Annotated in this window: 15 protein-coding genes; 7 read left to right on the forward strand and 8 right to left on the reverse strand. The window is 71.7% G+C overall.

Annotated features, from left to right (window positions below):
• Window positions 1-18: 18 nt before the first annotated feature.
• On the reverse strand, window positions 19-954 hold the full coding sequence (locus tag ACIBKX_RS00420) for an SCO1860 family LAETG-anchored protein (protein ID WP_363275361.1): 936 nt from the start codon (window positions 952-954) through the stop codon (window positions 19-21).
• A 329-nt stretch (window positions 955-1,283) separates the two neighbouring features.
• On the opposite strand from ACIBKX_RS00420, the gene ACIBKX_RS00425 reads away from it, so the two are divergent.
• A complete protein-coding gene (locus ACIBKX_RS00425) occupies window positions 1,284-2,090 on the forward strand; it encodes a 2-phosphosulfolactate phosphatase (RefSeq protein WP_363275362.1) in 807 nt (268 codons plus the stop codon).
• Window positions 2,091-2,142: 52 nt separating this feature from the next.
• Here the strand turns inward: ACIBKX_RS00425 and ACIBKX_RS00430 are convergent, their stop codons facing one another.
• Window positions 2,143-3,237 (reverse strand): amidohydrolase family protein, encoded by a 1,095-nt coding sequence (locus tag ACIBKX_RS00430; protein WP_363275364.1) that lies wholly within the window; start codon window positions 3,235-3,237, stop codon window positions 2,143-2,145.
• A gap of 81 nt (window positions 3,238-3,318) precedes the next feature.
• Between ACIBKX_RS00430 and ACIBKX_RS00435 the strand changes: the two genes are divergently transcribed.
• From ACIBKX_RS00435 to thpD, 5 genes are all read left to right on the forward strand, one after another.
• On the forward strand, window positions 3,319-4,422 hold the full coding sequence (locus ACIBKX_RS00435) for an aminotransferase class V-fold PLP-dependent enzyme (RefSeq protein ID WP_363275365.1): 1,104 nt from the start codon (window positions 3,319-3,321) through the stop codon (window positions 4,420-4,422).
• Between the two features lie 444 nt (window positions 4,423-4,866).
• Complete coding sequence (gene ectA / locus ACIBKX_RS00440; protein WP_363275366.1) at window positions 4,867-5,421, forward strand: diaminobutyrate acetyltransferase; 555 nt, start codon at window positions 4,867-4,869, stop codon at window positions 5,419-5,421.
• A 95-nt stretch (window positions 5,422-5,516) separates the two neighbouring features.
• Complete coding sequence (gene ectB, locus ACIBKX_RS00445) at window positions 5,517-6,788, forward strand: diaminobutyrate--2-oxoglutarate transaminase (RefSeq protein WP_363275367.1); 1,272 nt, start codon at window positions 5,517-5,519, stop codon at window positions 6,786-6,788.
• Between the two features lie 63 nt (window positions 6,789-6,851).
• Window positions 6,852-7,268, forward strand: a complete 417-nt coding sequence (locus ACIBKX_RS00450) for an ectoine synthase (protein WP_363275369.1) — start codon at window positions 6,852-6,854, stop codon at window positions 7,266-7,268.
• Window positions 7,269-7,382: 114 nt separating this feature from the next.
• Window positions 7,383-8,282: an ectoine hydroxylase gene (thpD, locus tag ACIBKX_RS00455; protein WP_363275370.1), complete on the forward strand. Its 900-nt coding sequence runs from the start codon at window positions 7,383-7,385 to the stop codon at window positions 8,280-8,282.
• 70 nt (window positions 8,283-8,352) lie between these two features.
• Here the strand turns inward: thpD and ACIBKX_RS00460 are convergent, their stop codons facing one another.
• Window positions 8,353-9,420 carry an alkene reductase gene (locus ACIBKX_RS00460; protein WP_363275371.1) on the reverse strand — a complete coding sequence of 356 codons (1,068 nt, stop codon included), beginning with the start codon at window positions 9,418-9,420 and terminating at the stop codon, window positions 8,353-8,355.
• A 151-nt stretch (window positions 9,421-9,571) separates the two neighbouring features.
• Between ACIBKX_RS00460 and ACIBKX_RS00465 the strand changes: the two genes are divergently transcribed.
• Window positions 9,572-10,099 carry a MarR family winged helix-turn-helix transcriptional regulator gene (locus tag ACIBKX_RS00465; RefSeq protein ID WP_363275372.1) on the forward strand — a complete coding sequence of 176 codons (528 nt, stop codon included), beginning with the start codon at window positions 9,572-9,574 and terminating at the stop codon, window positions 10,097-10,099.
• 26 nt (window positions 10,100-10,125) lie between these two features.
• Here the strand turns inward: ACIBKX_RS00465 and ACIBKX_RS00470 are convergent, their stop codons facing one another.
• The 5 genes from ACIBKX_RS00470 to ACIBKX_RS00490 all read right to left on the reverse strand — a co-directional run bounded on the left by ACIBKX_RS00470 (window position 10,126) and on the right by ACIBKX_RS00490 (window position 14,279).
• Window positions 10,126-11,142 carry a maleylpyruvate isomerase family mycothiol-dependent enzyme gene (locus ACIBKX_RS00470; protein ID WP_363275373.1) on the reverse strand — a complete coding sequence of 339 codons (1,017 nt, stop codon included), beginning with the start codon at window positions 11,140-11,142 and terminating at the stop codon, window positions 10,126-10,128.
• Window positions 11,142-11,771 carry a sigma-70 family RNA polymerase sigma factor gene (locus tag ACIBKX_RS00475; protein WP_363275375.1) on the reverse strand — a complete coding sequence of 210 codons (630 nt, stop codon included), beginning with the start codon at window positions 11,769-11,771 and terminating at the stop codon, window positions 11,142-11,144. The genes ACIBKX_RS00470 and ACIBKX_RS00475 overlap by 1 nt, the downstream gene beginning before the upstream one ends.
• 70 nt (window positions 11,772-11,841) lie before the next feature.
• A complete protein-coding gene (locus ACIBKX_RS00480) occupies window positions 11,842-12,888 on the reverse strand; it encodes an aminotransferase class V-fold PLP-dependent enzyme (RefSeq protein ID WP_363275377.1) in 1,047 nt (348 codons plus the stop codon).
• A 69-nt stretch (window positions 12,889-12,957) separates the two neighbouring features.
• Entirely contained in the window at window positions 12,958-13,680 is a 723-nt protein-coding gene (locus tag ACIBKX_RS00485) for a DsbA family oxidoreductase (RefSeq protein WP_363275378.1), read from the reverse strand.
• 110 nt (window positions 13,681-13,790) lie between these two features.
• On the reverse strand, window positions 13,791-14,279 hold the full coding sequence (locus tag ACIBKX_RS00490) for a GNAT family N-acetyltransferase (protein ID WP_363275380.1): 489 nt from the start codon (window positions 14,277-14,279) through the stop codon (window positions 13,791-13,793).
• Window positions 14,280-14,307 lie beyond the last annotated feature (28 nt).

Consider the following 14,307-nt stretch of genomic DNA (forward strand, 5'->3'; position numbering starts at 1 on the left):
GGGAAGGGAAACCCTGGCTCAGCTCCTGCGTCGGCGCCGGGTCGCGGCCAGCGCCCCGGCGCCCGCGGCGATCAGAGCCGCCGCGCCGCCCGCGACGTACGGAGTCGCCGGACTCCCCCCGGTCTCCGCGAGGTTCGCCTCGCGCGGGGGTGCCGCCTGCGCGGCGACCGGCTCCTTCTCCGCGCCGCCCTGCGGCTTCTCGGGCTGCGGCTCATGAGCGGCGGCGGGGGTCTCGCAGGTGGCCTCCGCCAGGGTCACCGAGCCCTCCACCTCGGCGACATTGAGCTTCAGCGGATTCACGGACACCTTCAACTGCAGCGCGGTCGCCGCGGCCGTACGCGACGTCGTACGCGTCCTGGACAGGTCGAGCCGCACCTCCCCCACCCCTGGCACCGCCACCTGCGTCGGACCGCCCGCCGACAGCGTGACCTTCTTCCCGAGCACGGTCACCCCGCCCAGCAGATTCGACTCGGCCACCGGCCGCTTGCCCGCCTCGCACACCGCCTTGGACGTCACCTGCGCGACCTCGATCAGGGACAGCAGCGGCAGCCCCGGCACATGCATCTTGGCGCGCGCGATGTTGCTGTAGCCCTCCGCCTTTCCGCCCTCGACGGTCGCCTTCGCGGTGGCGACGTCCGCCCGCAGCACGCTGAACGGCTGCCCGCCGTCGACCCCGTCCAGCGTGGCGGTGAGTGCCGTCTTCTCGGCGCTGGCGGGGGCCTGGACCTCGTTGAGCGAGACCTTGAGCGGGACGTTCAGGGTCTTGTTGAGCAGGGAGACGTCGAGGCCGGTGCGGAGCACGACGGCGTTGGCGCGGCCGCCGCGGTCCTCGTCACCGCCCGTCGCCGACGCGGGGCCCGCCGTGGCGAGCGCGGCGGGTCCTGCGACGAGGGCCGTGGCGGTGGCGATCGCGCCGAGGCGGCGTGCGGGCAGGCGGAAGGCGTTGCTGTTCAAGGTGGTGGAACCCCCACAAGAGTTATGGAGCCGCCGGGCGTCTCGCGCCCCGCCGGATGGGGACATCGCGTGGGCGCGGTGCCGGCGGCATCATCGACAGGGGGAATCTTTACGCACTGAGAGTGAACGGTCAGCAACCAGGCGTGAGTTCACTCCAACGAGAGGTTTCCGTCCCTGCTTTCGAATCGTTCGGCACGGGCGTTCCCCTGAGTCACCCGAGCAACTGACGTGCGGGAGCGGCCAGTTGCCCCGCCGCCCCGGCAGGACAGTTACAACGAACCGGTGACCTCACACGTCACGCCTCGTCAACTCCCGTCACCATGAGGCCCATGGATCAGCGGTGGTTCACGCAACGGGGTTATGGGGTGCGGTTCGAGTGGGGGCCGGAAGGGGCCCGGCGGCTGATGGGTGATGGCGACGTGGGGTGCCTCGTCGTCGTCGATGTGCTGTCGTTCAGTACGGCCGTGTCCGTCGCAGTGGACGCCGGGACACGCGTCTTCCCGTACGCGTGGCGGGACGACAGCGCGGTCGGGTACGCCGCCGAGCGGGACGCCGAGCTGGCGGTGGGGCGGCGGGCCATGACACCGGACACCCCGTGGTCCCTCTCCCCTGCCGCGCTGCGGCGCGCGCCGTACGCCCCGCGACTGGTGCTGCCGTCGCCCAATGGGTCCGCGATTGCCGCTGCGGCGGGGGCCGGTGTCGTGGTGGCCGCCTGTCTCAGGAACGCGGCGGCGGTGGGGAGTTGGCTGGCCGGGCAGGGGTTCGGGACGGTCGAGCGGCCGGTTGCGGTGGTCGCCGCGGGCGAGAAGTGGCCGGACGGAGCGCTGCGCCCCGCCCTGGAGGATCTGCTGGGGGCCGGGGCCGTGGTGTCCGCCCTTTGCGGGGCGGTGTCGCCGGAGGCGGAGGCCGCGGGGGCGGCGTACGCGTCCTGTGCGGATGTCGCGTCGACGGTCGCCGCGTGTGCCTCCGGGCGGGAGCTGGCGGCGTACGGCTTCGCGGAGGATGTGGCGGTGGCGGTGGAGGTGGGGGCGTCGGAGGGGGTGCCGGTGCTGGCGGACGGCGCTTTCGTCTCCCCCGCCGACGGCCCGTCCGGCCCGTCCGGCCCGTCCAGTCCGTCCGGCCCGTCCGGCGTTTGAGGCAGAAGCCCCGCAGGGGCCGCACGCAGGCCCCCTCCCCCCGCAGCCCCGCCTACCCCACCACCCTCCCGTTCAACACCACCCTCCGCGGTGCCGCCAGGACCCTTACGTCCTCCCTCGGGTCCCCCTCGTAGACCACCAGGTCCGCCGGGGCGCCCTCCGTCAGGCCCGGGCGGCCCAGCCACTCTCGTGCGCCCCACGTCGTCGCCGACAGCGCGTCCACCGCCGGGATTCCGGCCAGCCTCAGTTCGGCCACCTCCGCCGCCACCAGGCCGTGTGCGAGGGAGCCGCCGGCGTCGGTGCCCGCGTACACGGGGACGCCCGCGTCGTACGCGGCCCGCACCGTGTCGTAGCGGCGGTCGTACAGCCGCCGCATGTGCTGCGACCAGCGCGGGAACTTCGCCTCGCCGCCGTCCGCGAGCTGCGGGAACGTCGCGATGTTCACCAGCGTGGGGACGATCGCCACGCCCCGCTCCGCGAACAGCGGGATCGTCTCCTCGGTCAGGCCCGTCGCGTGCTCGATGCAGTCGATGCCCGCCTCGACCAGGTCCCGCAGGGAGTCCTCGGCGAAGCAGTGGGCCGTCACGCGGGCCCCGAGGCGGTGCGCCTCGGCGATCGCCGCCTCCACCTCGGCGCGCGGCCAGCACGCCGTCAGATCGCCCGCCTCGCGGTCGATCCAGTCGCCGACCAGCTTGACCCAGCCGTCGCCCCGGCGCGCCTCCTGGGCGACGTACGCGACGAGGTCGGCGGGCTCGATCTCATGGGCGTAGTTGCGGATGTAGCGGCGCGTGCGCGCGATGTGGCGGCCCGCGCGGATGATCTTGGGGAGGTCCTCGCGGTCGTCTATCCAGCGGGTGTCGGACGGGGAGCCCGCGTCACGGATCAGGAGCGTGCCGATCTCGCGGTCGGTGAGCGCCTGTTTCTCCGCCACGTCCGCCTCCACCGGACCATGCGTGTCCAGGCCGACGTGGCAGTGTGCGTCGACCAGGCCGGGGAGCGTCCAGCCCTCGATCGTCGTCATGTCCGCCGCCGCCCGCGTCGGGCGGTCGTACGTCACCCTGCCCCCGACGACCCACAGCTCGTCCCGGACGTCCTCCGGACCGACGAGCACCCGCCCCTTCACGTGCAACACCGCGTGATCGCTCATGTGCAGCAGCTTAGGAGGCCGTCGGTGCTGTCGGTACGCTCGGTCCGGCAGCCCGAACGAACTCGCGAAGTGAGAAGTACCGTGACGACGCATCCATTCCTTGACCTGGCCCCCCTGAGCGCCCGGCACTTCGCCTCCATCGAGGAGCGCGTCGGCAGACTGCTCGCCACCTCGCAGGACGTCGTGATCATGCAGGGCGAGGCGCTGCTGCCCCTGGAGGGCTGCATCCGGGGCGCGGCGCAGCCCGGCACGACCGCGCTGAACATCATCACGGGCCCCTACGGGCAGACCTTCGGGAACTGGCTGCGGGACTGCGGCGCGACGGTCGTCGACCTCGCCGTGCCGTTCCACACCGCCGTCACCGCCGAGCAGGTGCGCGCCGCCCTCGCCGAGCACCCCGAGATCGACTTCGTCTCGCTCGTGCACGCGGAGGCCGCGACGGGCAACACCAATCCCGTCGCCGAGATCGGTGAGGTCGTACGCGAGCACGGCGCGCTCTTCATGCTCGACGCCGTCGCGTCGGTGGCCGCCGAGCCGCTGCTTCCCGACGCGTGGGGCGTGGACCTGTGCGTGATCGGCGCGCAGAAGGCGATGGGCGGCCCCGCGGGCGTCTCGGCCGTCTCCGTGAGCGAGCGCGCCTGGACGCGCCTTGCCGCCAATCCGCAGGCCCCGCGCCGCTCGTACCTCTCGCTGCTCGACTGGAAGGAGCGGTGGATCGACGGCGGCAGGAAGGCGCTGCTGCACGCTCCGGCCCAGTTGGAGATGCTCGCCCTTGAGGCGTGTGTGGAGCGCATCGAGGCCGAGGGACTCGACGCGCTGATGGCGCGGCACGCCACGGCCGCCGCGGCGACGCGTGCGGGTGCGCTGGCGCTGGGCGGGGGTCTGGAGCCTTATGTGTACGAGGCCCAGGACGCGGCCCCGGTCGCCACGACCCTGCGGGCGCCCTCCGGCATCGACGCCTCGGAGCTGGTGGCGAAGGCCCTGGCGGCGGACCCGGTGCTTCCGCTGGTCGCGGGCGGCGGCGCGCTCGCCAAGGAGATGATCCGGGTCAACCACTACGGTCCTGACGCAACCCGAGGCGTCGTCCACGCCTCCCTGGCCGCCCTGGGCGCCGCGATGGGCGAGTCGGGCCTCGCGGTGGACCTGGAGGCGGCCCGCCGCGCGGTGACGGAGGCCTGGCGGTAGGCAGCGGTGGTAGCCGAGGATCCGGCCGGGGGGCTTCCCCCCGGCCCCGGAGCAGGCGTTCACCGAGGCCGATCTCCTTCGGGAAGGCATCGACAGGGTGACCGGACCGTAAATTCTCAACACGAATTCACGGAAGCATTCCCACCGGTTCTTTATCCACTTTATCGGCGCAGCTTCCCGTATTCTTCTGCCCGCTTTCCGGGGACCTAAACACTAAGATTTCGACAGTGCCAACCACCGTAATTCGGGCACGTCTCGACGGAGTTACGCTTCTGTGACGTACTCCACATGACGCCCGGTATGCGGCGTATGACCCGCTCAAAATGGGGTAAAACGCCGGGCTCTCCTGCGGGCGCGCACCCCCGCGTGATAACACACGGCACGCTCTCGCGTAACCCCTTCTCGCGATGCAATCCAAGAAATTGCTCGGTAAATTCAATCCGCATGACCGCTGCACAAGCCGATCTACCGACCGACCTGCAAGCGAATTCCCTGAAAATGCCCGAGGGGCTCAGGCTCGACACCCCCGCCGTCGCCGACGGCGCCGCGATCTGGCGGATCGCCCGCGACTCGAAGGTGCTCGACCTCAACTCCTCGTACAGCTATCTGCTGTGGTGTCGTGACTTCGCGGCCACCTCCGTCGTGGCCCGAGACGCCGCCGGAGAGCCCGCCGGGTTCATCACCGGCTACATCCGGCCCGAGCAGCCGCGCACCCTGGTGGTCTGGCAAGTCGCTGTCGACCACGCGCACCGTGGTCGCGGCCTCGCCGGTGCGCTGCTCGACGGGCTGACCACCAAGGTCGCCGCCGACCGCGAGCTGGTCTCGGTCGAGACGACCATCACGCCGGACAACACCGCCTCCGAGCGCCTCTTCACCTCGTACGCGCAGCGGCACGGCGCCACGGTGGAGCGCACCGTGCTCTTCGACGCGGGGCTCTTCCCCGACGAGGGCCACCTGCCCGAGGTGCTGTTCCTCATCGAGCCGATCGGGCCGGCCTAGCCGCTCGGCCCCGCCCGGCTTCCCCCCGTGCTCTTCCCGCACTTCCGTCAACTCCCCCCACCTCCCACGCCTTTCCATCTCCCAGGAGATCCGCTGTGACCATCACCCAGCCCGACCTGAGCGTCTTCGAGACCCTGGAGTCGGAGGTGCGCAGCTACTGCCGCGGTTGGCCCACTGTCTTCGACCGTGCGCAGGGCAGCCGCATGTTCGACGAGGACGGCCACTCGTACCTCGACTTCTTCGCCGGGGCCGGCTCGCTCAACTACGGCCACAACAACCCGGTCCTCAAACGAGCCCTGATCGACTACCTGGAGCGCGACAGCGTTGTCCACGGCCTGGACATGTCGACGACCGCCAAGCGGGCGTTCCTCGAGTCGTTCCAGAACATCATCCTGCGCCCGCGCGACCTGCCGTACAAGGTCATGTTCCCGGGCCCGACGGGCACCAACGCCGTCGAGTCCGCGCTGAAGCTGGCCCGCAAGGTCAAGGGCCGCGAGTCGATCGTCTCGTTCACCAACGCCTTCCACGGCATGTCGCTCGGCTCGCTGGCCGTGACCGGCAACGCCTTCAAGCGCGCCGGTGCCGGCATCCCGCTGGTGCACGGCACGCCGATGCCGTTCGACCACTACCTCGACGGCAAGACCCCCGACTTCATCTGGTTCGAGCGGCTCCTGGAGGACCAGGGCTCCGGCCTCAACCAGCCCGCCGCCGTGATCGTCGAGACGGTGCAGGGCGAGGGCGGCATCAACGTCGCCCGCGCCGAGTGGCTGCGCAAGCTCGCCGAGGTGTGCGAGCGCTGGGACATGCTGCTCATCGTCGACGACATCCAGATGGGCTGCGGCCGCACCGGCGCGTTCTTCTCCTTCGAGGAGGCGGGCATCGTGCCGGACATCGTGACGGTGTCCAAGTCCATCAGCGGCTACGGCATGCCCATGGCGCTCACCCTGTTCAAGCCCGAGCTGGACATCTGGGAGCCGGGCGAGCACAACGGCACCTTCCGCGGCAACAACCCGGCGTTCGTCACGGCGGCCGCCACGCTGGAGACGTACTGGACCGACGGCCCCGCGATGGAGAAGCAGACCCGCACCAAGGGCGAGCAGATCGAGCAGGCCTTCGCCGCGATCGTCGACGAGAACCCCGGCGCGATCAAGGAGTACCGCGGCCGCGGCCTGGTCTGGGGCATGGAGTTCATCGACAAGGAGCGCGCGGGCGCCATCGCCAAGCGGGCCTTCGAACTCGGCCTGCTCATCGAGACGTCGGGCCCCGAGGGCGAGGTCGTCAAGCTGCTTCCGGCACTGACGATCACCGCCGACGAGCTGGACGAGGGCCTTCGCACGCTCGCCCGCGCGGTGCGCGAGACCGCCTGAGCGGCTCTCGCCCCCGAGTCTTCATCCCCGTAGGACCCGTAAGAGAAAAGGAACCAACTCACCGTGATCGTCCGTTCGTTCAAGGACATTGAAGGCACCGACCGGCACGTCAAGGCCAAGTCGGGCACGTGGGAGAGCAAGCGCATCGTGCTCGCCAAGGAGCGCGTCGGCTTCTCCGTCCACGAGACCATCCTGTACGCGGGTACGGAGACGTCGATGTGGTACGCCAACCACATCGAAGCCGTCGTGTGCACGAAGGGCGAGGCCGAGCTGACCGACGACACGACCGGCGAGAAGTACACGATCACGCCGGGGACCATGTACCTGCTCGACGGGCACGAGAAGCACACGATGCGGATCAAGGAGGACTTCCACTGCATCTGTGTCTTCAACCCGCCCGTCACGGGTCGTGAGGACCACGACGAGAACGGCGTGTACCCGCTGCTCACCGAGCCGGAGCCGGAGTCGGCGCAGGGCTGAGACAGCCGCAGGGCTGAGCACGCCCCCCAGAACTCCCCCGCCGCCCTCCTTCCTCTGGGCGGCGGGGGTGTACATCCCGGAAAGGGCCGTACGAGAGGAGAGGCAGGCAACACCATGACCACCGCACCCGAACGCACCGCCGATCTGTACCCGACCCGAGGCGCCGAAGAGGTCCTCATCGAGCGCAAGGACCCCGTCGTGTGGTCCGAGCCGGGTGCACCGGGGCCCATCGCGGCCGACGATCTGGCGGGGTTCGAACGGGACGGTTTCCTGGCGATCGACCGGCTCATCACCCCCGAAGAGGTGGGCGTCTACCACGCCGAGCTGGAACGGTTGATCGGTGATCCCGCGATGCGGGAGAACGAGCGCTCCATCGTGGAGCCGCGTTCCCAGGAGATCCGGTCCATCTTCGAGGTGCACAAGATCAGCGAGCTGTTCGCGAAGCTCGCCGCGGACCCGAGGGTGGTGGGGCGGGCCCGGCAGATCCTGGGCTCCGACGTCTACGTCCACCAGTCCCGGATCAATGTGAAGCCCGGTTTCGGGGCGTCAGGTTTCTACTGGCACTCCGACTTCGAGACCTGGCACGCGGAGGACGGGCTCGCGAACATGCGGACCGTCTCGGTCTCGATCGCGCTCACGAAGAACCACGACACCAACGGCGGCCTCATGATCATGCCGGGGTCGCACAAGACGTTCCTCGGCTGTGCGGGCGCCACGCCGAAGGACAACTACAAGCGGTCCCTGCAGATGCAGGACGCGGGCATTCCGTCGAACGGGACGCTGACCAGCCTCGCCTCGGACTACGGCATCCGGCTCTTCACCGGTGAGGCGGGCTCCGCGACCTGGTTCGACTGCAATGCCATGCACGGTTCGGGGGACAACATCACGCCGTTCCCGCGCAGCAATGTCTTCATCGTGTTCAACAGCGTGGAGAACACGGCGGTGGAGCCGTTCGCGGCGCCGATCCGGCGACCGGAGTACATCGGGGCGCGGGACTTCACGCCGGTGAAGTAGCCCTCCCCGTACGCGAATTGAACCGGCCCGGCACCTGGGGGTGCCGGGCCGGTTGCGCGTCGGACTGCTGTTACAGCGCCGGGTAGTCGGTGTAGCCCTTCTCCGTGCCGCCGTAGAACGTCGCCGTGTCAGGCGTGTTGAACGGGCCTTCGGCCTTCAGGCGGGCCGGCAGGTCGGGGTTGGCCAGGAACAGCGCGCCGTAGGCGACGACGTCCGCGGTGCCGTCCTCGATCAGGGAGAGCGCCTCGGGTCCGGTGAAGCCCTCGGTCGAGGGGTTCAGGACGAAGGTGCCGCCGAAGCCGCCGCGCAGGGCGGAGACCAGGTCGCGGACCGGGCCCACCTCCATGACGTGCAGATACGCCAGGTTCAGCGCGTCCAGCTCCTTCACCAGGGCGGTGTACGTCGCCTCCAGCTCGTCCTGCGGCTCGGAGATGTCGTTGAAGGGGTTGCCGGGCGAGAGGCGGATGCCGGTGCGCGCGGCGCCGATCTCGGCGGCGACCGCCTTGGCCGTCTCGACCGCGAAACGGATGCGGTTCTCGGGGGTGCCGCCCCATTCGTCGGTGCGCTGGTTGGAGCCGGGCGCCAGGAACTGGTGGATCAAGTAGCCGTTGGCGCCGTGCAGTTCGACCCCGTCGAAACCGGCGTCGATCGCGTTGCGGGACGCGGTCACGAAGTCGGCGATGGTGGCGCGGACCTCGTCGCCGGTCAGCTCGCGCGGCGTGACGTAGTCCTTGGGGCCCTCGGCCGTGTAGACCTGGCCCTTGGCGGCGATCGCCGAGGGGGCCACGTTCACCAGGCCGTCGGGGAGCAGTACGGGGTGGCCGATGCGGCCGGTGTGCATGATCTGGGCGAAGATCTTGCCGCCCGCCTCGTGGACGGCGTCGGTGACCTTGCGCCAGGAGGCGATCTGCTCGGCGGAGTGCAGGCCCGGGGTGTCCGGGTAGCCCTGGCCGATGACGGACGGCTGGATGCCCTCCGTGATGATCAGGCCCGCCGAGGCGCGCTGGGCGTAGTACTCGGCGGTGAGCTCCGTCGCGGTGGCGCCGGCGCCCGCGCGGCTGCGGGTCATCGGGGCCATGGCGATGCGGTTGCTGAGCGGGGTGCCGGACAGGTCGAGCGAGTCGAACGCGGTGGTCATCAGGTGCCCCCAGGCATTGGCATAGGTTTATGTGGTCGGCCAAGTAATCCCAACCGAGAGCCACCCTAACGTATTCCTTGGTCGACCAAGTTAATATTGGGGAGGAGACTGTCGGTGACTGCTGACGACCGCCGGACCATCTGGAGTTCCGATGACCGCTGAGGGCGAACCCCCCTGTCCCGAGGCCGAGCGCCTGCCCACGACCGCGCGCCGCGGGCCCGTCAGCCACACCGTGAGCCGGGTGGCCCGGCTGCACCGGATCGCCGCGGGCAAGGTGCTGAAGGGCGTCGGGCTCTACCCCGGCCAGGAGTTCGTGATGATGTACCTCTGGGACGCGGGGGCCGTGCGGCAGTCCGAGCTGATCAAGGCGCTCGAACTGGACCCGTCGACCGTCACGAAGATGCTCCAGCGCCTGGAACAGGCGGGGCACGTGTGGCGCCGCCCCGACCCCGCCGACCGCCGCGCGGTCCTGGTCGAGGCGACGGACGCGAGCTGCGGGCTGCTCAGGGAGGTGGAGCTCGCCTGGGGCGACCTGGAGGAGCACACGCTGGCGGGGCTCTCCGCGGACGAACGGGTGGAGCTGGCCCGGCTGCTGGGCCAGGTGGAGACGAACCTCTGCACGGAGACCGCGGACTGCCCGGTGGAGGCGCGCCGGGCGGCGGTGGGACCGGGGGCCTAGCCGGGGCTACGGGGCGTAGCCGGGGCCTACAGCCAGGAGAGATCCGCCGCCCGCGTCAGCAGGCGGCTCGCCGCCGCCTCGTCGCCCGCCACCCCGCGAGGGATCTGTGCGGGGTCGCTGCGGCCCCCGACCAGGAGGCAGAAGTCCACCGGGTCCAGGACCAGCTCCGCGGCCACCGGCTCGTCCTGGCTGCCCAGGACCCACTCCACCGAGCGGTCCTCCCCCGACACCGTCAGCGCCACCGGTTCCGCCCGCGCACCGAGGGCCCGGTCGAGGATGCGGACGGCGAGGCGCACCAGCTGCCAGAGGTGGTCGGGGAGCGGCGGCGGGACGGGCCGGTCCAGGGCCCTGCCGATGTCGTCCGTGTGCACCCAGGTCTCGAAGCCGCGGACCAGGAAGTGGTCCGTCAGCGGCAGCCGGACGCCCATCAGCGTCATGGACCGCCCGGCCGCCTCCGTGTCGTGCGCCGCCGGTGTCGCGAGGAGCGCGGCGGACTGCGCCCGCCAGGCGGCGACCGTCTCGGCGGGCGCGCGCCGCCGCTCCTGGGCCAGCAGCTCCGCCGTGCGCTCCGCCCAGACCGCGCGCCAGGCCGTACCGTCCACGGCGGGCGGTACGGACCCGCCGCGGCCCGCGCCGACGCACCGCAGGAGCGGCTCGTCCGCGGCGATGAGGTGGGCGACCGTGTCGTGCACGTCCCAGTCGTGCACCACGGGCGTCCCCCAGGGCCCGTGCTCGTCCAGTTCGGCGAGCAGCGCCTGGAGTCCGGTGACCGCGGCGGCGTACGGCGCGGCGTGAGGCGCGGTGCGCGGCGCGGCCGTGCGGGCGCCGAGCGCTCGGGCGAGGGCGCCGCGGGGTGCGCCGTTCATGGCCGGGGCGGGCGGTCCGTCCAGGGCGCGCACGGTGGCCCGCAGCCGGGTCGCCTCCGCCGCGCAGAGCCCGCAGTCGGCCAGATGCGGTCCGACCATCCGTTCGTCCCCCGGCATGAGCGCGCCGAACGCCCGGGCGCCGAGCAGTTCACGTACGGCTTCGTGATCCGTGGTCATCACGCGCCTCTTTCACCTGGCGCGTCGGCGAGTGCCGGGCCAGAAGGGTCTGACGGGCCAGAAGGGTCTGTCGGGTCGGTCAGCGCCGCGGCGAGCGTGCGCAGGGCCGTGCGTAATCGGGTCTTCGCGGTGCCCTCGGGGATGCCGAGCTCCACCGCGGCCTGACGGTACGTGCGGCCCGCGAAATAGGCCAGGTGCACCACCTGCCGCTGCGGCAGCGGCAGCCGGGCGAGCGCGGAGTGCAGCAGGACGGAGCGTTCGCGGGCCATGACGACGTCCTCCGGCGGCGGGTCCTGGGTCGGGATCGTGTGCAGCGTCGCGTCGTCGGCGTGCGCCGCCTTGCGGTGGCGTTCCTCGCCGCGCACCCAGTCCACCGCGCGCCGGTGCGCGAGCATGCACAGCCAGGTGCGCAGACTGCCGCGCCGGGCGTCGAACGCGTAGGGCCGCGACCACAGATGGGCGAACACCTCCTGGGCCACGTCCTCCGCCGCCGCGGGACTGTGCGTGACGCGTCCGGCGATCCGGTGCACCAGCGAGCCGTACACGTCGTACGCCTCGGCGAGCGCCGTCTCGTCGCCGTACACCAGACGCTGGTGCAGTTCGGTGTCCTTGCCGGGCTGATGTGCCACTGACACCACCGCCTCGTGTGGCCGCCCCGTCCTGCCTTCCTAGCGTGCCGACCGCCCCGCGCGCCAGGGTTCAGCCGGAGAGCACGTCGAGGAGCCGGTCCACGTCCGCCTCCGTGTTGTACAGGTGGAACGAGGCGCGCAGCCGCCCCGCCCGTGACGCGGTGATGATCCCGGCGCGGCTCAACTCGGGCCCCCGGTCGGCGAGTCCGGGCACCGCCACGATGGGCGCCGTGCCGGGCACCGGTTCGTGCCCCAGCGCGACGAGCCCCGCGCGGCAGCGGGCGGCGAGCGCCGTGTCGTGCGCGTGCACCGCGTCGATGCCGATCTCCTCCAGGTACGCGAGCGACTCGGCCGCCCCGTGGTAGGCGAGGAAGGCGGGCGGTTCGTCGAACCGGCGGGCGTCGGCGGCGAGTTCGGTGAGCGGGCCGTACGTCGAGTTCCAGCTGTCGGCCGACGCGAGCCAGCCGCCGTGCAGGGGTACGAGGGACTCCTGCGCCTCCTCGCTCACCGTGAGGAACGACGTGCCGCGCGGGCACAGCAGCCACTTGAAGGCTCCGGTGACGGTGTAGTCGTACAGACTCGCGTCGAAGGGCAGCCAGCCCGCGGCCTGCGTCGCGTCGTTGAGGGTGCGCGCGCCGTGCGCGGCCGCCGCCGCGCGCACGGCCGTGTCGTCGGCGATGCGTCCGTCGGCCGACTGCACGGCGGAGTACACGACGAGGGCGGTTGCGGGGCGGATCGACTCGGCGAGGTCCTCCAGCGGCACGTACCGCAGCTTGAGGTCGCCGCGCACCACGAAGGGATTGATGATCGAGCTGAACTCGCCCTCGGGGAACAGGACTTCGGCACCCGGTTGCAGCGATGCGGCGATCAGCCCGGTGTGCACGGCGACCGAGCCGCCGCACGCCACGCGCCCGTGGTCCACGCCGACGAGCCGCGCGAAGGAGCGCCGCGCGGCGTCCCAGACGCCGAACTCGCCCGCGCCGCCGGCCCTGCCCGCCCCGTTCTCGGCCGCGAGGGCCTGGACGGCCGCCACGGCGCGGCCGGGGAGCAGACCGCAGCTCGCGGTGTTCAGATACGTCGACGTGGGCGCGAAGTCTGAGCCAGTGATGATCCCCATGGATCAACTCTCGCGCCTGCCCGCGCCCACGTCCATCGCCGATCTCTACGGCGTACCGGTCAGCGTCGCTTACCTGTCCGCGCCGTCCGGCTGCGGAACCGCGCAGCCGTCGGGGCCGCAGGCGTCGCCGTCCGCGAGGGTGGTGAGCGGCGAGCGGCTCCCCCAGGCCTGTTCGAGGGCCTGCGTGAAGACGTCGGCGGGCTGGGCGCCGGAGACGCCGTACTTCCGGTCGAGGACGAAGAACGGCACGCCGTTCGCGCCCAGCTCGGCGGCCTCGCGCTCGTCGGCGCGGACGTCGTCGGCGTACCGGCCGGGGTCGGCGAGGACCGCGCGGGCCGCGTCGGCGTCGAGTCCGGCGGCGACGGCGAGCTCCACGAGCCGCTCGTCGTCGTCGAAGACGGACCGCTCCTCGGCGAAGTTCGCCCGGTACAGGAGGCCGATCAGCTCGTCCTGCCTGCCCTGCTCCCTGGCGAAGTGCAGCAGGCGGTGCATGTCGAAGGTGTTGCCGTGGTCGCGGCCCTCGGTGAGGTAGTCGAGGCCCTCGGACCCGGCGTTCACGCCGAGGTTCCGCTCGGCGTCCGCGGCCTGCTCCTCGCTCATGCCGTACTTCTTGGCGAGCATCGGGATCACCGGGCCGCTGTCGCCCTTGGCGCGCGTGGGGTCGAGCTCGAAGGAGCGGTGCACCACCTCGATGTCGTCGCGGTGCGGGAAGGCGGCGAGTGCCTTCTCGAAGCGGGCCTTGCCCACGTAGCACCAGGGGCAGGCGATGTCGCTCCAGATCTCGACGCGCATGTGTGCAGCTCTTTCCAGGTCGTACGGGTGATACGGGCAGTGCCGTCGATACGGGCGGCGCCGTGCGGAGGGTCCCTCCGGTCAGTTGGACAACGTACGGAGTACGCCGGTCATTCCCCGGCCGCTTCCGGGGCCACGGTCAGCCGCATCCGCAGATGGGTGCCCGCGCCGTCCGCGCGGTCGGCGGGGCGCCAGCCGTGCCGGGCATAGAAGGCCTGGGCGCGGCTGTTCTCTCGGTGGACGTCGAGCCCGGCCTCGCGGATGCCGTCGGCGCGCCACTCCTCGACGCACGCGGCGTGCAGCGCGGCGCCGACTCCGGCGCGCCAGTGGGCGGGGTCGACGTGGAACTGGAAGAGCTGCACCGTGTCCGGCGCGTCGCCCTCCGGCGTGCGGAAGGAGGCGATGCCCACGATCCGCCCCTCGCGTACGGCGCACAGCACATGCCCCTCGCGGCGCTCGACGGCGGCGCGCCACATCGCGGTGCCGTCGACGCCGTCGTCCGGCAGCCCTTCGGGGTAGTACGTGGCGCGGGCTCTGGCGTGCAGGGCGGCGAGCGTCGGGGCGTCGGCGGGGAGGGCGGTGCGTATGACGGTCGGCATCGCTGCCTGCTTCGGGGTGGGGAGTGCG

This window comes from Streptomyces sp. NPDC050658 (assembly GCF_044457025.1).
Classification (GTDB): Bacteria; Actinomycetota; Actinomycetes; order Streptomycetales; family Streptomycetaceae; genus Streptomyces.